The following is a 22,544-nucleotide window of genomic DNA, read 5'->3' as shown; positions in this document are numbered from 1 at the left end:
TTTTATATGTGTTTTTATATACCGGATACATCCGGGTATATCCGGCCTTAATTTTCAAAATTTTAACAAAAAAAAAAATAAAAACAATCCTTAAAAAAAACACTACGCGCCGAGCCTTGCAGGTGGCAGATTGTCCGCGCCCTTTTGATTTATTGGGCCACACTGTTTTGGCAAGGTCGCAAGCAACAAAACAACACCCATAAATAAAACAAGGCCGTCATAAACATAAAGTCATCCTGAATTTATTTCAGGATCTACTGATTGGGTTGTTATCTAAAAGGCCATACCGGAAGGTTTGCCGGTGCGGAGCGTTTCGGTATCTGTTGTTGTCCTCTTTTAGAGTAACGGCAGATCCTGGACTACAACTTTCCAGGATGACGACAACTACAATATAAAAGGCAAACTACACAAGCAATAGAACCTGAAACCGATCAATAGACCCCGTACAGAAACACTACGGGCTGCCGCCTAGCGATATGGGCGGCAGTTCAGGATGACCTCTTTTTTTATAAAGCCGTCATTCCCGAGTGTCGTAGTCGGGAATCTGCTGTTTGTCGTTGCGGTTTTCTTACAAAAAGACAGATCCCCGACAGAAACCTTCGGGGATGACTACAAACGCACACAGCCACCGCAACAGATTCCCGAACCCTGCGAGCCGCCAAACCCTCGGGAATGACAACAATAATAACGCGGGCCTGCCAAACACTCCGGGATAATGAAAAAAACAATAAAACAAGCCTCCGCTTTTCACTTCATTGTTACCCAAAAGGACCTATAAGCGGTCTGGGTCTTTTAGCCCTTTCTTTTTATAAAACTCCCGTGTTATACTGTTAGTATGAACACACGCATCGTAAAAACTATCCCGTTGATTCTCGCTTTCTTTTTATTAAGCGCCTCTCTGCCTGTCCGGGCGCAAAAAGGGCTCCGCTCCACGCGCCGGGCCGTCAAAATTGTAAAAGTAAAGGGTGTGCCCAGTCTGCCGGCTGAATTAGCCACCGCACGCGTTGCCACACAAATCCCGGCCGCCCAAATAGCCCAAATGTCCGCTAAGGCAAATGCCAAACTGGCCGCTCAAACCCAAGCCGTCGGGCAAACCTTATCCCGCCGGATGCCGATGAGTCCGCACCAGCATATTAAAGAACTGCTGAAAGGCAATAAAAATCCGACTGAGGCCCTGCGCCAATGGTGGAATTTAACAGATAAATACCACAAACCCAATATGTTTGAAGCCTTTGCTTCCACCTATTATAAAAAACACTTTTATATTCTTACCCCCCATTTGACCCAACTTTTCAAACGGGTGGAAATGCAAAATAACCGCGATTTGGAATTACGTTTTTTAAAACGCTTGCGCTTTTTGGCAGAAAACCGCACCCAGTTTCAAAAGGCATTTTCTCCCAACGCGCACCAAGCCACCTTGCGCGTGCGCTTTACGAACGATATTTCCCGCCTGACAGCCAAAAACTTTAACGCAAAGGATTTGGTTTTTTCCGTTGAAAAATTTTTAACTCCCAAACACCCTAAGCACGGTATCCGGCACGTTAATTTAAACAGCACCTTTACCGTCGGGAACGGTCAGGAGTTTGCAGTTTACAATTATAGCGGTCCGCTAGAATTTCTGCCGCATCTCTACCGCTATTTAATTAACGGGGAAAAGCACCTGCGCGAACCGATAACCGTCGTGTTTGATGCCAAGGCAAAAGCCATTGCTATTTACAATAAAGACAAATCCCTTCGCCTGCGCATTACCACGCACGAATATTCCCGTCCGGAAAAGTTGCACTTGCATTTAAATGAAACGCGCACCGGCACTATCGTCAACCAGCAAGGGCAAGAAGTGGAGGAAACGGTCAATTTTAACTTGTCTATTCCCATAGCCAAGCCCGAAAAATTGCCCAATCATAAACGGGACGAATATTTGTACAAACAGTTTATCCAAAACCCGCTTAATTTCTTCCGCGGGGATAAACGCGTAACAATTTTGCAACAGCCTATTTTCTGACGGGGAAATATTGCTATAATACTGTTATGACAAGTCCCCTATTTAACTTTGACAAACAACAGGCCATCTGCACCGAGTGCGACTTTATTATCGGCGTAGATGAAGCCGGACGGGGGCCGTTGGCAGGCCCTGTGGTGGCGTGTGCTTGCTTTATCCCCCCGGCCGCCGCGGCGGACTTTACCGATGTAAATGACAGCAAAAAATTAACCGAAAAGAAGCGTGAAGAACTGTTTAAACGGCTCCAAACGTCCGATGCGGCCTTTGGGGTGGGCTTTGCTTCCGCCGCCGAAATTGACCGTTTAAATATTTTACAAGCCACCTTTTTAGCAATGCGCCGCGCCATAAAAAAATTTGAACATATCCCCAATTCCGTACTCTTAGTGGACGGGCCATACCCCATTTCCGGACTGGAAGCCAAACAACAACCTATTATAGACGGAGATGCCAAATCTTTGGCTATTGCCGCAGCCAGCATTGTAGCCAAAGTTACCAGGGACCGCTATATGTCCGTGTTGGACAAATTATATCCCGGTTACGATTTCTCCGGACATAAAGGCTACGGTACAGCCAAGCATATGGACGCCTTGCGCCGCTTAGGCCCCTGCCCGGAGCACCGCCGTTCGTTTGCCCCGGTGCGTAAATTATTGGCGCCGTCCATTTTGCCGTGAACCGCTTGGGCCTGGCGGGCGAAGAAAGCGCCGCACAATTTTTAAAAGCCAAGGGCTACCGTCTGTTGGAGCGAAACTTCGCCGCCCCATACGGAGAGATTGATATTATCGCACAAGATAAAAAAACCTTGGTGTTTGTGGAAGTAAAATCGCGGGCTTACACGGCCTTTGGCGGGCCGCTTATGGCAGTTACTCCCGCCAAGCAAAAGAAAATCGCGCGGTCAGCCCACGCCTATTTGCAAGCAAAGGGCTTAAAATTTGATAGTATTAGATTTGATGTAATCTGCGTTCTGCCGGAAAAGATAGAACATATTGAAAATGCGTTCTTCCCGGAAAGAACGACAATGTAAATTGGAGGGAATATGACTCAACTCGCGCAGGTAAAAAAAGCAGCCGCTTATATTAACAAAAAAACGAAAAACTTTAAGCCCGAAATTGCTCTTATCACCGGGTCCGGTTTGGCCGGTTCCATACCGCCCTTGGAAAAAGAAGTAAAAATTCCTTATACGTCTATTCCCGGTTTTTTGCAAAGTACCGTACCCGGCCACAGCGGGAACCTCATTTTCGGTGTTTATAAAGGCCGCAACATTGTAGTAATGCAAGGCCGTTTCCACTATTACGAAGGCCACCCGATGAAAGATTTGGCCATCTCTATCCGCACCTTAAAAATGCTTGGTGTGGAAAAACTTTTGGTATCCGCAGCCGTCGGTTCTATGGACCTTAAATTAAAACCCGGCGCCCTGTGCGTGCTGAAAGACCACATTAACTTTATGTGCAACAACCCTCTTATCGGCAACCACGACCCGGCCTTCGGCCCGATGTTTTTTGACTTGTCCGAAGCGTATGACAAAGGTATGCGCAAGGTAGCCCTTGCCGCCGCCAAAAAAGCGGGCGTAACCGCCGGAGAAGGTGTATATTTGGCGGCTACTGGCCCGAACTTTGAAACTCCGGCCGAAATCCAAATGTTCAAAAAATGGGGCGCAACGGTTGTCGGTATGTCCGTAGTGCCGGAAGTGTTGGTAGCACGCCAATGCGGCATCAGCGTATTGGGCCTTGCCTGGGTAAGCAATATGGGCTGCGGTATTGAAAAGAAGCCGCTTTCCCACGCGCAAACTATCAGCGAAACCAAAAAAATTGAAGGCAAATTTAAAAAATTGCTGGAAATTTTATTCGTAAAATTATAAGGATTATTTATCCGCACGGGCATATAAAAAGACCCGTGCGGATTTTTTTGTTTTATGGCAAAGGATATCAAACGGCTCGGCAAAGAAACTCTCATCTACGGCACTTCCACTGTGCTCGCCAGGCTGCTTAACTTCTGTTTAGTTCCCTTTTATACCTACTATCTGCAACCTGCGCAATACGGCGCGATTGCCACCGTTTTTGCGGCCATTGCGCTTTTAAGCGTGGTGTTTTTGTTTGGGCTGGACCAAAGTTACCTGCGTTTTGCAAGCGAAGCAGAAAACAAACATAAAGTCTTTCGCCAATGTTTTTACGGAGTCTTGGCTAATGCCCTGGTATTGGGCGGACTGCTCTATATTTTTGCCCCCGAAGTATCCCTATGGTGGGGACTGGGCGAAAATTTTGGTCTTTTTCAATTAGCCGCCGCCATTTTATTTTTAGATGTTTTAAATATGATTGCCTTTACCAAGTTGCGCTTAGAACGGAGAGCGTGGTATTTTGCGGGCGTGCGGGCGTTTTCCATTGTGATAAATGTGGCATTAAATGTATTCTTTTTGGCGGTTTTGCACCGGGGGCCAAATTCCATTTTATGGGCCAACATCGGGGCTTCTTTGGCTTCGCTTATCGTTTTAACACCCGTTTGGTGGGGTGAATTGAAAGGGCACAAACCCTTTGCCTTTGATTGGAAACTGCAAAAAGAAATGTGGTCCTTTGCGTGGCCTTTTGTTCCCGCGGGGGTGGCAAGTCTTTTGGTAAGCGTGATAGACAAGCCCATTTTAGTACATTTAGTGGGCGCGGAGCAGGTGGGTATTTATCAGGCAAACTTTAAAATCGGTGTTTTTATGATGCTTTTGGTGTCTATGTTTGACCAGGCTTGGAGGCCTTTCTTTTTAGCGCACGCCAAAGATAACGATGCCAAAGATACCTTTGCCAAGGTATTATCTTTCTTTTTTGCGCTCGGCTCGTGGTTTTTACTGGGAATTTCCTTTTTAATGCCGGACCTTATCCAAAGCAACCTTTTTGGCAATTTCCATTTAATCGGGCCTGACTATTGGGGCGGGCTTTCCATTATTCCGCTTATTGTAACGGGATATTTCTTCTATGGGTTATATATTAACTTTATGGTAGGGCCTGTAATTACCAAAAAAACACGGGTGCTGATGTGGATTACCCTTTTAGGAGCCGCCGCCAGCATTACCACCAACCTAACCTTGGTGCCGCATATCGGCATTTTGGGCGCGGGGTGGGCGGTAGCCGTCAGTTACGCGGTAATGGCAGCCGCGCTCTTTACCTTTACGCAAAAGGTTTATCCCATTCCTTACGAATACAAAAAACTGGCAGTGATGTTGCTCGTCTGCCTGGCTACGGTGGGCATAGCCCGGTATTTTAACGGCGCCGTGTGGGCAAAAATAACTTTATTAACACTCTATCCCGGGTGGATGTATCTCTTTTTAAGGCGCACATTACCGCAAACTGATTAACGTCAAATCCAGTGTAATATTGCCGTCTTTATATACCAAAATGTGCGGCACACTTATATCGCCGGTTGTATCCAAGAGGGCATATTCATCATAAAACAAATCTGCCGTATTGAGCATTGTTACCGATTGTGCCGCATATGGATAAAAATCCCCCTCGCGGTATAAAAAGCGTTCTTTGGCATCCCGCCCCTGGTAAGTAAGCGTAATCTCTCCGTCTTTCACGCGGTACTTTTGAAATACTCCCGCATCAGACAGCAACAAATTTAAAAACTGGGTAATGCGCCCGCGCACCACCGCAGTATCTGCATCTTTAAACAAATAACGGTAGGCAATTCCCTCGGGGCTGACGGTTGCGTGCAACACCTTATAGGCGGCCCCCGTCATCAGCAAAACGTCATAATCTTCCGCCCCGATCTTTTTAATACGCAAAACCCCTTCCACATAGTCCTCGTTCATTTGTCCGACGGCCTTAAAAGCCGCCTGAGTACGTCCGCCAACAAAAAAATCTACTTTTTTATAAGCGCGCATTCCACTTGGCATTTGCTTGATTTGCCCCCCCGCACACGCACAGAGCCATACGGCTAATGAAAATGTTAAAATTCTTTTAAACATATCTTGTCTCCTTATTATGATATTATAAATATTATGAAACCTTTTGTCCTTTATTTGCTGGCCGGTATCGTCTCGTGCGCGGTTTGCGCGGGAGTGCTGCCTATTCTTCGCCGAGCGGTTTCACGGGCCTTTTTAGATAACCCCGGCGGGCTGAAAACACATCACGGGGCGGTTCCTCTGCTGGGCGGGTGCGGTATTTTTTTAGGTTTGATATCCGGATTGGTTTTTATCCGTCTAACCACAGATTTTCCTTCCGGCACATTACACACCCTGCGCGGCATTTGTTTGGGCGGCCTGCTGGTTTTTCTATTGGGTCTTGCGGACGATTTAAACAAACCCAAAGGCGTGAATATTACCCTTAAATTACTTGTGCAACTGACAGCGGTGGCGGCCCTTATTTATTACGGCATAGTCATACGGGCGTTTCCCTCTCCGTGGGTGGCTTGGCCGCTTACGTTTTTGTGGGTGGCGGGGCTAACCAACGCCTTTAATCTGTTGGACATTATGGACGGACTGTGCGTGAGCCAAGGCGTAATCTGCACGCTGGGACTTACTTTTATCGCACTTCCCGGCGAATATGTATATGTCAATTTTGCGGCCTTATCCCTATTGGGGGCGTGTCTTGCCTTTTGGCCGCACAACCACGCAAGCAAAAAAATCTTTCTGGGCGATAGCGGCTCCACCCTTATCGGCTTTACGGTGGCTTCTTTATCCATTGGAACAGGATATAGCGGGCACACGGATTGGGGCTTTTTGGCTCCTCTCTTTATTTTGGCAGTACCCCTGTTTGACACGGCCTTTGTCAGCCTGGCCCGCCTGTTAAAAGGCAAAAACCCTTTAAAGGGCAGCCCTGACCATATCGCCCTGCGGCTTAAAAAAGCCGGGTGGAAACCGGGCACTATTGTAACCGCGTTCGCCGCCACAGGGCTTTTGTGCAACGGGTGTGCGTGGGTTCTTACGCGCGCCGGGCTGCCTTTGGTTATCGGTTTATTTGTCTTGACCGGGCTATCGGCCCTTATACTTACCTTTTATTTACTCAAATTACCGGCGGATTAATTATGCACGTTAAAACATTAATTCTAGGCGCCGGTCTAACCGGGCTTTCCACCGCTTACCACTTGGAAAAACAAGGCCAAACGGACTATCTTTTGGTAGAAAAAGAAAAGGCCCCCGGTGGACTTTGCCAAAGCCAAGTGCTAAACGGCTGCACCTTTGATTTTAGCGGACACCTACTACATTTGCACACCCCGGCAGGGAAAAAATTGGTAAAGGGTCTTTTGGGCCAAAATCTGCGCCGCGTAAAACGGCGCGCCTGGATTTACACCGGGTCCTCCCGCGTGCCGTTTCCGTTTCAGGCTAATTTATTTGCCTTGCCCGAAAAAGAGCGCAAACGCTGCCTCAACGGATTGTTGGCTTGTGCCCGACAAACCACCCCCGCTCCCAAAAACTTTAAAGAGTGGTGCTTGCAATCGTTCGGAGCGGGCATATACCAAATTTTTATGCGCCCCTATAATACAAAACTGTGGGGACGCGACCCAAAGGAAATGACCTGCGACTGGTGCGGGCCGTTTGTTCCCGTTCCCACCGTGGAGGAAGCACTAAAAAGCACCGTTACCCCGCCGAAAAAAGACTACGGCTACAACGCATATTTTTATTATCCCGCCAGCGGCGGTTGCGGGGCCTTGGCAGAAGCCTTGGCGCGCCCTATCACCCATTTATCGTTAAATACACCTGTTACGCGCATAGATTTAGCCCATAAAACAGCCCAATGCGGCAACCAATCCGTTTCGTTTGAGTATTTGGTAAATACTTTGCCTTTGCCTGAATTTTTGCGTCTAACCGGGGAAGCGGAATTTTCCGCGCTGGCAAATAAACTTGTCCACACACAAGTTAGAGTTTATAATTTTGCCGTCAAGCGTGCGGTAAAACCGTTTAGTTGGATTTACTTCCCCGATAAAGAAGACCCCTTTTACCGAGTAGGCCTGCAAAGCGGTTTTTCCCCGGATAATGCCCCGCAAGGCATCAGCACATTTTATGTGGAACTGCCCGGAAACTATCCGTGTACACAGCAGAGTGAAAAGCGCATTTGGAAGGCTTTGGTCCAAAAAGGTATAATAGAAGAAAGCGACGACGTTTTATTTTCCTTCTGGCAGTCCTTGCCTTATGCCTACGCAGTTTACGATAAGCACCGCGCAAGCGCCGTTAGCCAAGCCTTAAAGGCGTTGGCAGGGTGCGGGTGTTTGTGTGCGGGACGGTATGGCAAATGGGAATATTCCTTTATGGAAAAATCTCTATTAGAGGGCTTGGATTTAGCCAAAAAACTTGTATAATGAGGTGTTATGAAAGTTCTCGTTTTTGGCGGCAGTTTTGACCCCGTACACAAAGGGCACGTTTCTTTGTTTCGCCGCGCGATGAAAGTCATCGCGCCGGATGTCGCACACATTGTTCCGGCCTATCACTCTCCGTTTAAAGCAAAATCTCCCACCCCGTTCCGCCTGCGGATGAAAATGCTTAAACTGGCCTTTGCCGGTTTTGGCAAAAATATTGTTTTTGACGATTACGAATTAAAACAGGGCGGTAAAACTTACACCTATCAGTTAGTCCAATACCTTAAAAAGCGCTACGATAACCCGGAGATTTATTTATTGGTTGGCACCGACTGCTTAAATGATTTGCATAATTGGAAGAACCCCGGTTATATTTTTGATAATGCCGTAGTCGTAGCGGGAAAACGCAAAGGATATAACGAAAATCCGGCCCAATTTAACCATTTATTTTTGCCGGGATTTTTCCCGAAACTTTCGTCCAGCCGTGTCCGTGCGCATATTTTAGCCTGCGGGGACGTGCCGGACACCGTTCCGGAAATTATTGCCCCGATTATCCGCGAAAATAACCTCTATGGCTTGGACGTGCACACCTGGTTAAAGGCCCATTTAAAGCCCAACCGTTATTTGCACTCCAAAAACGTGGCGGAAATGGCTGCCGCTTTCAGCGATATTTACGACGTAAATGTAGAACTTGCCGTAAAAGCAGGCATTATGCACGACGCGGGCAAAGGTTTTTCCGGGCCGGAACTGATTGCTTTTTGCAAAGAACATAAAATTAAAGTCCCGTTTTTTGAAGATATTTGCCGTATGGAGCCAAGTTTGCTGCACAGTTACGTTTCGGCGTGGATTGCACAGCACGAGTTTGGCGTAACCAATAAAGACGTTATCCGCGCTATTGCCGAGCATACTTTGGGCAGTTTGCATATGAGTACACTTTCTAAAATTCTGTTTGTGGCGGATATTTCCTCCAAGGACCGCAAGTACAAAGACGCCTTCGTCATACGCAATTTGGCGTTGCAAGACTTAAATAAAGCCCTGCTCTATGCGGCTAACCGCAAACTTCTGTTTACCATAGATACACAAAAATGGCTTTGCCCGCTGGGAACACACTTATGGAACCACTTAATAAAGCAAGAAAAATAACCGAGCGGTGCCTGATGCTCTTGGCCACCGCGCTTTTTGCTTGGGCCATTTGGGCGCAACTTACCTCGCGCACCGTACAAATTCTGACGAACCGGGAAAAGGACTCCGTACATTTATCGGTGTTGACTTCCCCGGCTATGGATATTGCCTATAATCCGGCCACGCGCAAGGCGGCTATTTCCGTACGGGCCGAAACCTGTCCGCCGCACAACTGTAAACCTTTAAACCGCGCCAAATTTTTCACACCCGAAATTACCGGGCGGGAAGAAGCGTGGAACACCTTTAAAGAAGCCTTAAATAACTGGCGCTACAATCCGCTTATTATCGGACAAGCGGTATGGGCCTATATCACAGCCTGGCACGATAAACGCACCAACTTAACTCCGGCGGAGTTTGCGCTTATATCCCTGGAACTAACACAGTTGGAAGCCGCCGACTTTGCCCTAAAACTTCCCCCTTTCTCTAAGCGCGCCAAAAAGGCCCGCCAGCAGATGCCGGAGATGCCTCTGGTGGCAGATATGGCCCCCCTGACACAAAAGAACCGCCCGATAGTGGTGGAAATTTTAAATGCGTCCGGCCAACGGGGATTGGCCTTAAAATTAACGCAATTTTTGCGCGACCAAAATGCCAAAGGTCTTTTGCGCGTGGACGTCTTGCAATATGATAATTATCCCACGTTACAGGATACCTCCTCTATCGTGGATTACAGCGGACGGCTGGTACAGGTAAAACAGTTAAGCCGCGCTATCGGCATAAACGGCGAAATCAAGACCGATTCCTCCCCCAACGTAATATGCGACACACGCATTATCTTGGGTAAAGACTTTGAAATGCCGCTCTAAAATGCTAGACTAATTTTATTGCAGTTATAACGTTATTTGCAGAGGTGGTTTATGAATACCAAAGAACTCGTATGCCTGGCGGCAAGACTTGCCGATGACAAAAAGGCCGAGAATATTAAAGTAATAGATTTGTGCGGACTTTCTTCGCTGTGCGATTATATCTTAATCGTATCTGCCACCTCTAAACCGCATTTGGACGCGGTGGAAGAAGAAATCAGCAAAAAATTAAAAGAATTGGGCTATTACAAAGCCAACCGCGACGGCGGAGAAAGCCATATGTGGCGTGTGAGCGACTATGGCGGTTTTTTGGCCCATATTATGACGCCGGAAGCGCGCGATTTTTACGCGCTTGATAAGATTTTCAGTTTCGGTAAAGAAATTGACTATAAAAAACCTGTTAAAAAAGCAGTAAAAAAACCCGCAGCCAAAAAGGCTCCGGCCAAAAAGACAACCGCCAAAAAAACTGCCGTTAAAAAAACCGCGGTAAAAAAAGCGGCCACCAAGAAAACCGCCGCTAAAAAAACTGCCGTAAAAAAGACGGCTGCTAAAAAACCGCTAAAAAGAAATAACCTCTTATGCTAGAAAAACTAAAACAAGACATCTCTTTAAAACTCGCCAACGCGGACTACTTTAAGGGCTGCGAATTGCCCGAAGTGGAATTTGCCCCCGCACCCGCCCATACCGGGGCGGACATTTCGCTCGTGTGGGCAATGGCTGCCGCCAAAAAGTTACACAAGAACCCGCTGGAAATCGCCAAAGAGGCCTGCAAGGTCTTGCGCGAACTGACCGGCATTGCCGATGCGCAAGCCGTTCCGCCCGGGTTTATTAATTTAAAATTAGAAGACAACTTTGTTATTACCTGCGCTTCCGACCGTCGTATTAAAGACCGCAGTGCCGAAACCTCCAAACACAATATTTTAATTGAATTTGTTTCCGCCAACCCTACCGGTCCCTTGCACGTAGCCAGCGGACGCGGAGCCAGTTTGGGCGACAGTTTGGTTAAAATCCACCGCGCCTTGGGCTACTCTTGCGACAGCGAATATTACGTCAATGATGCGGGTAACCAGGCCGAACTGTTGGCGGTGTCCGTCAAAGCCCGCAAAGAGGGAAAAGAACCTCCGGAAAACGGCTATCACGGCACTTATTTAATTGATTTAGCCAAACGTATCCCGGCTGATTTGCCCGAAGACCAATACGGCCGTTGGGCAATGGAAGAGTTAATCAAAACCCAACAGCAGGATATGAAAGATTTTCACGTTGATTTTACGCGTTGGTTCCGCGAATCAGACCTGCACAAAGACCAAGCCCCTAAGAAAGCCTTGGAAGCCTTAACGGCCAAAGGCTATACTTACGAAAAGGACGGGGCGGTTTGGTTCGGCTCTACCAAGGATGCCGAAGCACAGGACGATAAGGACCGCGTGCTTGTGCGCCACGACGGCCGCCCGACGTATTTTTTGGCTGATATTTCTTATCACAAAAATAAATACGACCGGGGCTACGATACCTTAATTGATATTTTAGGCGCCGACCACCACGGCTATGTACCGCGTATGAAGGCCGCTGTGCACGCGTTGGGCCACGAAGAAAAAACTTTTGTACCGATTATCCACCAACTGGTGCATTTAATTGAAAACGGCGAGCAGGTAAAAATGTCCAAGCGTGCAGGCCGCTTTATTACCTTGCGCGAATTAATGGACGAAGTAGGCACAGATGTCTGCCGATTCTTCTTCGCCAGCCGCACGCCCAATGCCCATATGATGTTTGATATGGACCTGGCCAAAAAGCGGACCAACGAAAACCCGGTTTTCTATGTGCAGTATGTACACGCGCGTATTCACTCTATCTTCAAAGCCGCGGCGGAAGCGGGCATTACCGATTATAACGGCATTACCACTCCGCTTGCCCCGCAGGAAAGAGCACTTTTGTTAAAACTGATTTGGCTCAAACACGTCTTGCGCAACTGCATTGCAGATTTAAGCCCCCACCATTTGACCACTTATTTGGTTGAATTGGCGGGCCTGTTCCACGCGTTCTACGATACCTGCCGCGTGCTGGATGAGAACAACTTGGAACAAACCAAATCCCGTTTATTTATTTGCCAACGGGTAGCGGAGCGGATTAAAAAAGGGCTGGAATTTATCGGCGTAAGCGCGCCGGAACAAATGTAAGCCCGGACAAATTAAAATATAGACAGAAAAATCTCTATCCTCCTTCGGGCGGACGGAGATTTTTCATCTCCGGCAATTTTTTATAAAGGGGAATTGTATGAAAAAAACACTTTATCTTATTTTAGGCATTTTGCTGTTGCCGTTGGCACTTGGGGCGCAAAGTCTGCCCAAGGCGGAGGAATCTTTTGCAAAAGGCGATTATTCGTCCGCGCTCACACAGTACAAACAATTAATGCAATCGGCCACCGGAGAGGAGCGTCTGCACGCCCAACTGCGCTATGCCGCCTGCCAATACGGCCTTGGAGAATATTTAAATGCCGCTAAAACCATTTGGAATTATCCCCTGCCTGAAAACGATTTGTGGAAAGTGCGCTTTTTGCTCTACCGTATCCAAATTTCAGATCAAGCCGCCTCAGTTTACCGCCGGCTGTTAAACGAACGGCAAATAGACTCTAATGACGCGCAAAACGACCCCGAATCCTGGACCAAGGAAGAGTGGGAATCCCGCATCACCCAAGATTACGAAACGCTTTGGGCTATGCGCGCCGCGCTTATCAATTTCCCGGTTGAACGCGAAACCCTTATTTTAAACATCAAGGAAACCGATACCCAGCGTATCCCCACGCTGTTTGATTATGTGGTGTTTGAGTGGCGCAACAGATTAACTGCACAAAAGACCGTTGTCCCCGCCCGTTTGGAAAATGCCGAATATTTAGACGGATATGCCGAGGTTGTGCCCCAACAGAAGGAACAGGCCGAAAAATTAACTTACCTTCTAAAAACCGCCTATTTGCTAGACGGAAAAGGCCGCCAAAATGCCAAAATCTTTTGGCAAACCGATTTTATTTTATTACCCTTTACGCAAGAACGCTTTTTTGAATTGAAAAATCAGGAAAAAGCCCTTAACGCCGCCGTCAGCCAACTGAATATCATCAGCGGTCTTACCCCCCAAACCTTGGGCTTTTGGAATAAAATTAAAGGCTATGTGTCTGCCGACAATACCGACTATGGCCGCTCTTATGCGGCTTACAAGGCCGCCGAATTATTATGGAACCGCAACGGCGACCGCGAAGAAGCCCTTAAAATGGCCCGCTTTGGCAAAGGCTTAAACAACGGCTACTATGCCAAACAATGCGCCCAACTGGAAAAGCAAATTTTAAAAAAGGAACTATCCTTTAATGCCTTGCCCAAGGCCATTAATCCGCAAAAGACAGAACTATCTTTCACCGCCCGGAACGCACAAGAAGTATTTGTCCGTATATACAAAACCTCGTATGAGGAACTGTTAAAATTCTATCGCGCAGGGCAGGTGGGCCGAACGGTGAACTCGTGGGATTTTCTCACACGTTTAGCCGGCAAAAACATAAAGGAAGTGCTTTCCCGCGCGCCTTACAAAGCCGCCTCCACACAAGTAATGTACGAACGCCCTTATTTTGAGCAAAAGGCCACTGTTGCGCTCCCCCCGCTTGAAAACGGTTTCTACTTTGTGCTAGCCAGTTATGACGCCTCTTTTGATGATGCTTCCGCACCCGTGCAAGGCGCCGTTTTAAATGCCACCGATTTGGCCTTGTTCGTTACCGGGGCCATTGAGGACAATCCGGATAAGTATGTAGCCACTCTGTCCGGCAAGACGCAAACGTTCCGCCCCAATGTATTCCGCGTGTACACCGCTAATTTAAAAACAGGCGAAACGGAAGGAAACGCTAATTTGGACATTATCACCACCTGGAAAGGTACCCGCCAAAAAGCGGCTACACAGGCCGACGGCTCCGCCGCGTTTGTGCGCCCCATTACGGTCAGCACCGCCAGAAACACCAATAACAACTATTTTATCAGCCCTTTGGCAGAAAAAGACGGCAGCCGAGCCTTTGCCCCTGCGCTCTATTTTCATTTTTATAATAACGAACCGGTGCGGCTTTTCCTGCAAACGGACCGCGCCATTTACCGCCCCGGCGAAAAGGTGCAACTCGCTTTAAATGCTTTTGAAACCTTGCCGCGCGGCTTAAAGGTTCTTCCCAATCACCGCGTGGAAATCAAAGTGGCGGACGCTTCGGGCAACACCGTCTTTACCGCCCGTCCTGCCACCAATGCAATGGGAACCGCACAGGCTGAATTTACCCTGCCGGACAACCCAATGTTAGGCTACTTTCAAATACAGGCTTCCTTGACCGCAAATAACCGGACCTACCGCACCTACCAGTCGTTCCAAGTAGAAGAATACAAACGCCCGGATTACGAAATCACTTTATCTGCGGACGGGACCACCCGAGAATATAACAAGGAAACCACCGTAACCGGCCAAGCCCAGTATTATTTTGGCGCGCCTTTGGCCGGAGCCGTCATCAACTATACGATACTCCGCCAAGACTATCTCCCCCCCTTCTACTGGTGGGCCGTACTTCCGCCTGCCGGCGGTGATACCGTTATCGCACAAGGCTCCGCCAAAACGGACGAAAAGGGATCTTTTAAAATTTCCTTTACCCCCCGCCAACAGGAAAAGGACGAAACCTTTGCCAAATATGTGGTAAAAGCCGAAGTGTTGGACGAAAGCGGCCGCCCTATCAGCGCCCAAAAGACCTTTACGGTCAGCACGCTGGCTAAACTCTTTAAACTGGACTTTACGCAAGGTTTTTATGACGCCAATACCCAAACGCCCGACTTTGCCCGGCTCACACTTACCAATGCAGACGGCAACGCAGTAACGGGCAAGGTATCTGTCAAGGTGTCATTATTGGAAAACACATTGCCGGAAGTCCAAGCGGAAAACCGTTTTTATCCGTCCCCGGAACGCACATTGGAAAACCAATTTAAAAACGCCAAGGAAGTCAAAACCGCTTTTACGCGGGATATTTCCTTTAAAACCGCCGGAGAAAAGACTTTATCTTTGCCCGCGTTGCCGGAAGGAATTTACCGTCTGACCTTAAAGGCGGACAAAGCCGGCACGCAAAGTATGGTTTTTGTGGTGGCGGACACGCGCTCTCAGTTACAGTTGCCGGACGTTACGCTTTTTCAACGGGAAACTTATTACCCCGGGGAAACCGCGCGCGTATTATTGGGCGCGGGCAATCTGACAGGCTCCAAACGTGTGGAAATCTACCGTGGGGAAACCTTCCTTACGCATAAAGATTTATTACCCGGCGGTGTGTCGGTTTACACCTTCCCGGTGGAACAAGAGGCGCGCGGCGGGCTGGCGCTTGCTTGGTTTGGGGCCAGCAATTATACGTTCCACCAAGGCCAAGCAACCGTAAAAATTCCCTTTAACAATAAGAATTTATCGGCCGTTATTGACGTTCCCAATGAGGTCCGCCCGGGAGAGGATACCTCTTGGAAATTAACCGTAAAAGATGCTGCCGGCCGTCCCGTACAGGGACAAGCCGCTTTGACGGTATATGATAAATCGTTAGATTATTACGCAAAACCGGAACACGCACTATCGGCGCAGGCGCTTTTCCCGCAAAATGCCCAAACGGCCGACCGCGCCTCTAACCAGGCCAACGGATATTTTTCCAACTATTTTACAGGGAAAGCAGAGAATACCTTTACTCCGGCGCCGCGATTACCCGCCAGTAACCTGCAAATGGCGGCACGCCCATACCGTATGTTCGGGCTTTCGCGCGCCAACAACGTAATGTTAAAGTCCGCTATGGGGGCCGTCCCGCAACTGGCCGCAAGCAAAGCCACCTATAAGGAAAGTTTTGCTGAAACCGCCGAAGACACCGCAACCGAAGAATCTTTTGATACCGCCGCCGCGCCCAATGATGCGGGTTCTGCCGATTCCCCGCGTACCAATTTTGCCGCGACTGCGTATTTTAATGCGGCCTTGCCTGTCGTTAATGGGCAAAGTATCGTTAAATTTACCTTGCCGCAGAGTTTAACGGCTTGGAATATTGTCGGTTTTGCACTTACGCAAAATGCCGATTTCGGCGCGTTCAGCGCCGCCACCGTTACCCGCAAGGACTTTATGGTCCGCCTGCAAATGCCGCGTTTTTTCCGGGAGGGCGATAAAGGAATTTTACAGGCCGCCGTTACCAACTTAACGGGTAAAAAAATTACCACCGAGGTCGCTCTTGCTATCCAAAAGGACCAAGCAAATGCCCTCATGGATTTCGGCCTGACAAATACGGCTAAACGCGTAACCGTTGGCGCAAACGCAACTGAATTTGTAACGTGGGAAATTACCGCCCCCAATGTTCCCGCACTCTACGGCATTACCGCCACCGCCCGCAGCGGCAAGGCAAGCGACGGCGAACAAAAAACCTTGCCTGTTTATCCGGGCCGCCAACGCACCTTGGCTACGGTCAATGCCGCGCTTAAAAACGGGCAAAACACCTTGGAACTGACCGAACTGAAAGACATACCCGCCGCCGATATGCAAACAGCGGTTCTGACAATTCATCCCAGTTTGGCGCTTTCGGTGCTTAATTCTATGCCCAACCTGCTGACAACCCCATACAAAGACCTTGTCAGCACCTTAAACCGCTATGCGCCCTTGGCTGTGGTTCACCGGTTCTACACCACCTATCCGCAACTGAAACAAGCGGTTTCTAAACTGCCCAAACGTACGGGTCAAGATGCCGTTTGGAACGAAAAGGATCCGTTGCGTTTAACGCTGTTAGAACAAACACCGTGGCTGCGCCAAGCCCAAGGCCGCCAGAGCAAAACCGCGGATCTAGTAGATTTGTTCAATCCGGGAACGGTCCAAAAAACGCTAAACAAGGAACTCACGCAACTTAAAAAATTCCAAAACACAAGCGGCGCTTTTGCGTGGTTCCCGGGCGGACACGACGACGACTATTTAACCCTCTATGCCTTAAATGCGTTTGCATCCGCCGTATCTTTCGGTGCGGAAATACCGCAAGCCGAAACCCAACAGGCAATTTCCTATATGGTCCCCCGTATTGAACAAAAATTAAAGGCCGATAAAGACGGGAGCGAAGATACGGTTTCCTTAGCGCTATATGCGGCTTATACTCTTTCCGCGTTCCCCCAAAACTGGGCACAAATCGCACAGGCAAAACCCTATATTAAGCGCTGGGCCGACTATGCCGGGGAGCACGCCCGCTTTATGACGGCCCTCGGCCAAACCTATGCGGCGGCTGTTTACCACCGATTGGGAGACGATATAAAAGCCAACCAATACCTGGACCTCGTTTTATCCCGTATGAAACAGGATAAACTGGCCGGAGCCTATTTTGCCCCCGAGGAACAAAGTTGGGTTTGGTATCGGGACACCCTTTCCACCCAAACGGCCACCCTGCGCGCGCTGGCAGAAATCCGCCCGCAAGCCCCCCAAATAGAGGCTATGACCCAATGGTTGCTTTTTAACCGCCAAGTAACCGGGTGGAATAATTCCAAAGCCGCGGCCCAAGCCGTGTTTGCCCTGCTGGACATAATGCAGGCCAAGGGCGCGCTGTCGCTCCCGGTAACCTATCAGGTAAATTGGGACGGCGAGCAAAAGCACTTCGCGTTTGAGCCAACGGCCTGGACTAATGACTTACAGTTTGTGCGCACGAACAGCCAAATTAGCGAAAAAATAAAAACCGCCGAAATTACCAAACAAGGCATAATGCCTGATTTTGCTTCGCTGTCTGTGCTGTACCAAACGCCCAACGTAAAGGCTTCGCCCAAGGGAGTTATCAACGTAACGCGCGAATACTTTACGCGCTTTACGCAAGACGGGGTACAGAAACTCCGCCCAGTGCAGGATTTGGACGAAATAAAAGTAGGCGACGAGGTGGAGGTGCACCTCACGCTGACAACGGACAGCGCATTTGAATATGTATTACTGGATGACCCCAAGCCCGCCGGCTTTGAAAGCGAGGATTTAACAAGCGGCTGGGAGTGGGATAAATTGTCCTTATACCGCGAAACACGCGAAGCGGCCACCCGGTTCTTTATCAACCGGTTACCCGCCGGAAAGGTAACACTTACCTATGTACTCCGCCCGACAATTCCCGGCAAATTCCGCGCGCTCCCCGCACAGGCGCAATCTATGTACGCGCCTGAATTTGGCGCCCACACAGGCACGGAATTATTAACCGTAGATAAATAAGCCTGTTTTTATTGTTCCCGGTTTGGTTTCTGCCAAGCCGGGATTTTTTATGTAAATCCGTATAAAAAACACCCGAGAATATACTATAATGAAAGTAATTCTAAGGAGTATTTTACTATGCCTTTAACCGTTTTCGCGCCGATTGATGGCGCAGTTGTACCGCTTGAACAAGTGCCCGACCCAGTATTTAGTGAACGCATGCTGGGCGACGGAGTTGCCCTGGACCCCGCCGGAGACACTATCTACGCCCCGATAGACGGGAAAATTATCAATTTTAACAAAGCCCTGCACGCACTGGTTATTGCCCAAAACGGGATAGAAATTTTAATCCACGTCGGCCTGGAAACGGTCTCTTTAAAAGGCGAAGGATTTACTCCGCTCGTCAAAGAGGGTGAGACAGTTAAAAAGGGCCAACCCCTTTTAAAATTTTCACACACCGCACTTGCCAAGGCCGCCAGTTCCCTTATTATGTTAGTAGTAACTGCTCCGGCCGATACCAAGGTACAAGGTACTGCCCCGGAAATCACAAAAACAGGCGAACCGCTTTTTCAGGTTTGCGTGTCCGGCGAACAAACTACCGCAAATCTAAGCCAAACCTTTACGCAGGGCGGTCCTTTTACCGTGTTAAATGCCAATGGTTTGCACGCGCGTCCGGCGGGCGTACTGGCCCGTTTGGCAGCCGCCTATGCCTATCCCGTACAGATATGCTGCGGAGATAAAAGCACCGACGCTAAAAGCGTAGTGGGTATTATGGGCCTGGCGCTTGAATACAACAGCCAAGTAACGGTAAAAGCAGGCGGTCCGACCGGCGAAGCCAAAACCTTTCTGACCCAAGTGGAAAAAGCCTTTCAAAATGCCTTTGGCGAAAAGGGGGCGAACCTATCTATCCCCACCGAAAACAAAAAGACTCCGCTAGATTTTTCCGCTGGCGCAGAAGTTTCCGGCCTGTGTGCCTGCGGAGGCCTTGCCAATGGGCAGGCGTTTCTCTTTAAACCGGCAGATGCCCAATACGAGGAAAATGCCACCAACCCGCAAGAGGAGTTAAAAGCCTTGTCCGCCGCGTTGGAAGCGGAAACTGTCGAAACGCAAGCCAAAATTGCGGCCGAACCGCACAAAACATCGCAAGATATTTTGGCTGCCCATTTAGCACTGTTGCAGGATCCGCTTATGCACCAAACCGCCTTGGAAGCGGTCTCCCGCGGCAAAACGGCATCTTATGCCGTAAACGAAGCCGTCCGCACCAGTATAGATATTTTAAAAAAGACAAAAAACCGCTTTTTAATGGAGCGTATTGCCGACATTAAAGATTTACGCCGCTCCCTTCTGTGGCGGCTGAGTGGGCAGAAATATGCCTTGCCGAAACTGCCCAAAGGCTGTATTTTAATAGCCGAGGAGTTGCTCCCCTCCGAAGTATCCCATTTAGCAGGGTTAGCCGCCGGCGTTCTGCTGGCCCACGGCTCGCCCACCGCGCACGCGGGTATTTTGCTACGCAATATGGGGCTTCCCGCCATAGTAAATGCCGGAGAAGATATACTTCAAATTCCAAGCGGCGCACCCGTCCTCTTATATGCGGACGAAGGGAAAGCCGTCATCAACCCGACAAAAGAGCAACTAAAAGATTTCGCCGCCACCAATCAAAAGGAACAGGCCCTGCTGCAAGAGGCTTCTACCCAAGCGCAGGAGCCGGCACTAACCTCTGACGGCGTGCATATTTCTGTGCAAGGCAATGTCTCCTCTCCACAGGAAGCGGCATTAGCCGTACAACACGGAGCCGAAGGATTAGGACTCGTACGTACCGAATTTTTATTTAATAACCGCGCTGACGCACCCGGCGAAACCGAACAGCAGGCCGTATATCAGGAAACACTCAATGCCTGCCGGGATATGCCAGCCACGTTTAGGCTGTTGGATGCCGGCGGAGATAAACCCTTGCCTTTTGTAAATATTCTGCCGGAAGATAACCCCATTGTAGGGGTGCGCGGTATCCGCGCATTTAAACGCAATGAAGATTTTTTCCGCACCCAAATCCGTGCTGTTTTGCAAACAGCCCCCCTTAACCAAGTGCGCATAATGTTGCCGATGGTAACTTTTGCAGAAGAAATTATCTTTTTCAAAAAATTAATCGCCCAAGAGGCCGAACAATTAGGCATAAAAGAACAGGTGCAAATCGGTGCAATGATAGAGGTCCCCTCCGCCGCCCTCGCAAGCGGACAACTGGCCCGGCACGCGGACTTCTTCTCTATCGGCACGAACGATTTAACACAATATACGCTGGCGATTGACCGCGGACACAAAGAATTAAGCGCGCAGGCGGACCCGCTCCACCCGGCCGTCTTAAAACTCATTTCCTTAACTAGCCAAGGGGCAAAAAAATATAACCGCCCCGTAGCCGTTTGCGGGGCTATGGCGGGCGACCTGGCCGCTGTGCCCTTTTTAATCGGGCTGGGCGTAAGCGAATTGGCCGTTGGCGTTAAAAACATTGCGCAAGTAAAGGCGTTAATCCGCCGCGTTAGTCACAAAAAATGTGAAGAACTTGCCGCACAAGCATTAGAATTAACCTCGGCGCAGGAAGTACGCGCCTTGGGCCGCAAATACATTGCCTTATCATAGGAGCATTTATGGAAAAATTAAAAATAGTTTGCACCGCTATTGGTAAGTTTTTAGTCCGATTAGGTAAGGCCCTTATGTTGCCGATTGCCGTCCTGCCGATTGCAGGGCTGCTCTTGCGCCTCGGGCAGCCGGACCTGCTTAATGTTGCTTTTATTTCGCAGGCGGGCGGGGCTGTTTTTACCAATTTGCCCATTATTTTTGCTATCGGCGTAGCCATCGGCTTCGCCAAAGAAAACCACGGAGCCGCGGCATTGGCCGCGTTCGTCGGTTATGTGATTTTAACCGCTACCCTAAAAACCCTGGACCCCGATATTAATATGGATATTTTGGGCGGCATTATTACGGGCGCGGTGGCCGGTTGCCTGTACAATAAATACAAAGATATAGCACTTCCCCCGTACTTGGCCTTTTTCGGCGGGAAACGCTTCGTGCCCATTGTTACGGGAGCGGTGTGTTTGCTGCTTGCGTGCGTGTTTTACTTTGTATGGCCGCCTATCGGGCGCACTATCAGCGCGTTTGGCAACTGGACGATTTCGTCCGGCAGTATAGGCCTTTTCTTTTACGGGCTTGCCAACCGTTTGTTAATTCCGCTCGGGTTGCACCACATTTTAAACAACTTGGTTTGGTTCCAATTCGGTGATTTTGCCACCGTTCAAAACGGCGTAAATACCTTGGTACACGGAGATTTGACCCGATTTTTTGCGGGAGACCCCAAAGCCGGTACTTTTATGGCGGGTTTCTTCCCGGTAATGATGTTCGGCCTGCCTGCCGCGTGTTTGGCGATGATTAAAACCGCCGATACCGCCCGCAAAAAAGCCACGGCCGGGCTTCTTTTGTCTATGGCACTTACGTCCTTTTTAACCGGGATTACGGAGCCGATTGAATTTTCGTTTATGTTTTTGGCTTTTCCGCTGTATGTGTTGCACGCGGTATTAACGGGCCTTTCTCTCGTCGTTATGAACCTTTTACAAGTGAAACTCGGCTTCACTTTTTCCGCCGGACTTTTTGATTATTTGCTTAGTTACGGCTTGGGCACAAACGGTTGGAAATTAATACCCGTAGGGCTTACATACGGAGTTCTTTATTATTTTGTTTTTTACTATGCCATTACCAAATGGAATTTACTTACTCCCGGACGGGAACCGGAAGCCGTTTTGGCACCTAACACCCCTGAACCTGCGGTGCCGACTCCCGAGCAAACACATACGGACGAGCCTCTTTCCCGAGGAGAAAAATATATACAGGCCTTAGGCGGAAAGGATAATATTTTATCGCTGGATGCGTGCGCCACACGTCTGCGGTTGGAAGTGAAAAACGCTGCCGAAGTACAAGAAAATGCCCTCAAACAACTGGGGGCGCGCGGGGTAGTAAATGGCGGGAACGGCATTGTACAGGTAGTTATCGGGCCGGAAGCGGACCTCTTGGCAGATGAAATAAAACAATATTTAAAATAGGGG

General features: G+C 49.0%; 14 protein-coding genes and 1 pseudogene. 14 read left to right on the top strand and 1 reads right to left on the bottom strand.

The window, feature by feature from the left end:
- Window positions 1-835: 835 nt before the first annotated feature.
- The 5 genes from ACZOTW_RS06370 to ACZOTW_RS06350 are packed head-to-tail and all read left to right on the top strand — an operon-like array spanning window position 836 to window position 5,333.
- Window positions 836-2,002, top strand: coding sequence for a hypothetical protein (locus tag ACZOTW_RS06370; RefSeq protein ID WP_483997787.1), 1,167 nt, complete (start codon window positions 836-838; stop codon window positions 2,000-2,002).
- A 26-nt stretch (window positions 2,003-2,028) separates the two neighbouring features.
- Window positions 2,029-2,670: a ribonuclease HII gene (locus ACZOTW_RS06365; protein WP_483997786.1), complete on the top strand. Its 642-nt coding sequence runs from the start codon at window positions 2,029-2,031 to the stop codon at window positions 2,668-2,670.
- Window positions 2,667-3,020 (top strand): YraN family protein, encoded by a 354-nt coding sequence (locus tag ACZOTW_RS06360; RefSeq protein WP_483997785.1) that lies wholly within the window; start codon window positions 2,667-2,669, stop codon window positions 3,018-3,020. Before ACZOTW_RS06365 ends, ACZOTW_RS06360 begins: the two co-directional genes overlap by 4 nt.
- Window positions 3,021-3,032: 12 nt before the next feature.
- Complete coding sequence (locus ACZOTW_RS06355) at window positions 3,033-3,854, top strand: purine-nucleoside phosphorylase (protein WP_177746760.1); 822 nt, start codon at window positions 3,033-3,035, stop codon at window positions 3,852-3,854.
- Between the two features lie 54 nt (window positions 3,855-3,908).
- Window positions 3,909-5,333: a lipopolysaccharide biosynthesis protein gene (locus ACZOTW_RS06350; RefSeq protein ID WP_428044952.1), complete on the top strand. Its 1,425-nt coding sequence runs from the start codon at window positions 3,909-3,911 to the stop codon at window positions 5,331-5,333.
- Here the strand turns inward: ACZOTW_RS06350 and ACZOTW_RS06345 are convergent.
- The gene (locus tag ACZOTW_RS06345) at window positions 5,316-5,945 is read right to left on the bottom strand and encodes a hypothetical protein (RefSeq protein WP_428043142.1); all 630 of its coding nucleotides are present in this window, start codon (window positions 5,943-5,945) and stop codon (window positions 5,316-5,318) included. The two genes, ACZOTW_RS06350 and ACZOTW_RS06345, sit on opposite strands and share 18 nt — an antisense overlap.
- Window positions 5,946-5,978: 33 nt before the next feature.
- Here ACZOTW_RS06345 and ACZOTW_RS06340 point away from each other — a divergent pair, with 33 nt between their 5' ends.
- The 9 genes and pseudogenes from ACZOTW_RS06340 to nagE form a co-directional block, all read left to right on the top strand.
- Window positions 5,979-7,001, top strand: coding sequence for an MraY family glycosyltransferase (locus ACZOTW_RS06340; protein WP_483997784.1), 1,023 nt, complete (start codon window positions 5,979-5,981; stop codon window positions 6,999-7,001).
- Window positions 7,002-7,003: 2 nt separating this feature from the next.
- Window positions 7,004-8,275 (top strand): protoporphyrinogen/coproporphyrinogen oxidase, encoded by a 1,272-nt coding sequence (locus ACZOTW_RS06335; RefSeq protein ID WP_483997783.1) that lies wholly within the window; start codon window positions 7,004-7,006, stop codon window positions 8,273-8,275.
- Between the two features lie 9 nt (window positions 8,276-8,284).
- On the top strand, window positions 8,285-9,415 hold the full coding sequence (locus ACZOTW_RS06330) for a nicotinate-nucleotide adenylyltransferase (protein ID WP_177746770.1): 1,131 nt from the start codon (window positions 8,285-8,287) through the stop codon (window positions 9,413-9,415).
- Entirely contained in the window at window positions 9,385-10,257 is an 873-nt protein-coding gene (locus ACZOTW_RS06325; RefSeq protein WP_483997782.1) for a LytR C-terminal domain-containing protein, read from the top strand. Before ACZOTW_RS06330 ends, ACZOTW_RS06325 begins: the two co-directional genes overlap by 31 nt.
- A gap of 51 nt (window positions 10,258-10,308) precedes the next feature.
- Window positions 10,309-10,839 (top strand): ribosome silencing factor, encoded by a 531-nt coding sequence (rsfS, locus tag ACZOTW_RS06320; protein WP_483997781.1) that lies wholly within the window; start codon window positions 10,309-10,311, stop codon window positions 10,837-10,839.
- Window positions 10,833-12,425, top strand: a complete 1,593-nt coding sequence (gene argS, locus ACZOTW_RS06315) for an arginine--tRNA ligase (RefSeq protein WP_428038190.1) — start codon at window positions 10,833-10,835, stop codon at window positions 12,423-12,425. Before rsfS ends, argS begins: the two co-directional genes overlap by 7 nt.
- 97 nt (window positions 12,426-12,522) lie before the next feature.
- Window positions 12,523-18,477, top strand: coding sequence for an alpha-2-macroglobulin family protein (locus ACZOTW_RS06310; protein WP_483997780.1), 5,955 nt, complete (start codon window positions 12,523-12,525; stop codon window positions 18,475-18,477).
- A gap of 117 nt (window positions 18,478-18,594) precedes the next feature.
- A complete protein-coding gene (gene ptsP / locus ACZOTW_RS06305; protein WP_483997779.1) occupies window positions 18,595-21,087 on the top strand; it encodes a phosphoenolpyruvate--protein phosphotransferase in 2,493 nt (830 codons plus the stop codon).
- A gap of 8 nt (window positions 21,088-21,095) precedes the next feature.
- Window positions 21,096-22,526 (top strand): annotated as a pseudogene (nagE, locus tag ACZOTW_RS06300) (N-acetylglucosamine-specific PTS transporter subunit IIBC); the annotation flags it as partial.
- Between the last annotated feature and the right edge of the window lie 18 nt (window positions 22,527-22,544).

The organism is Candidatus Avelusimicrobium sp. (assembly GCF_056976295.1).
This window is presented reverse-complemented; position numbering and strand designations above follow the sequence as displayed.

Bases quoted from the DNA above. Each gene is read 5' to 3' on its own strand.
- ACZOTW_RS06355 (WP_177746760.1), top strand. From the start codon at position 3,033: ATGACTCAACTCGCGCAGGTAAAAAAAGCAGCCGCTTATATTAACAAA.
- ACZOTW_RS06310 (WP_483997780.1), top strand. From the start codon at position 12,523: ATGAAAAAAACACTTTATCTTATTTTAGGCATTTTGCTGTTGCCGTTG.
- ACZOTW_RS06335 (WP_483997783.1), top strand. From the start codon at position 7,004: ATGCACGTTAAAACATTAATTCTAGGCGCCGGTCTAACCGGGCTTTCC.
- ACZOTW_RS06330 (WP_177746770.1), top strand. From the start codon at position 8,285: ATGAAAGTTCTCGTTTTTGGCGGCAGTTTTGACCCCGTACACAAAGGG.
- ACZOTW_RS06350 (WP_428044952.1), top strand. From the start codon at position 3,909: ATGGCAAAGGATATCAAACGGCTCGGCAAAGAAACTCTCATCTACGGC.
- ptsP (WP_483997779.1), top strand. From the start codon at position 18,595: ATGCCTTTAACCGTTTTCGCGCCGATTGATGGCGCAGTTGTACCGCTT.
- ACZOTW_RS06370 (WP_483997787.1), top strand. From the start codon at position 836: ATGAACACACGCATCGTAAAAACTATCCCGTTGATTCTCGCTTTCTTT.
- ACZOTW_RS06340 (WP_483997784.1), top strand. From the start codon at position 5,979: ATGAAACCTTTTGTCCTTTATTTGCTGGCCGGTATCGTCTCGTGCGCG.
- ACZOTW_RS06325 (WP_483997782.1), top strand. From the start codon at position 9,385: ATGGAACCACTTAATAAAGCAAGAAAAATAACCGAGCGGTGCCTGATG.
- ACZOTW_RS06345 (WP_428043142.1), bottom strand. From the start codon at position 5,945: ATGTTTAAAAGAATTTTAACATTTTCATTAGCCGTATGGCTCTGTGCG.
- argS (WP_428038190.1), top strand. From the start codon at position 10,833: ATGCTAGAAAAACTAAAACAAGACATCTCTTTAAAACTCGCCAACGCG.
- ACZOTW_RS06365 (WP_483997786.1), top strand. From the start codon at position 2,029: ATGACAAGTCCCCTATTTAACTTTGACAAACAACAGGCCATCTGCACC.
- rsfS (WP_483997781.1), top strand. From the start codon at position 10,309: ATGAATACCAAAGAACTCGTATGCCTGGCGGCAAGACTTGCCGATGAC.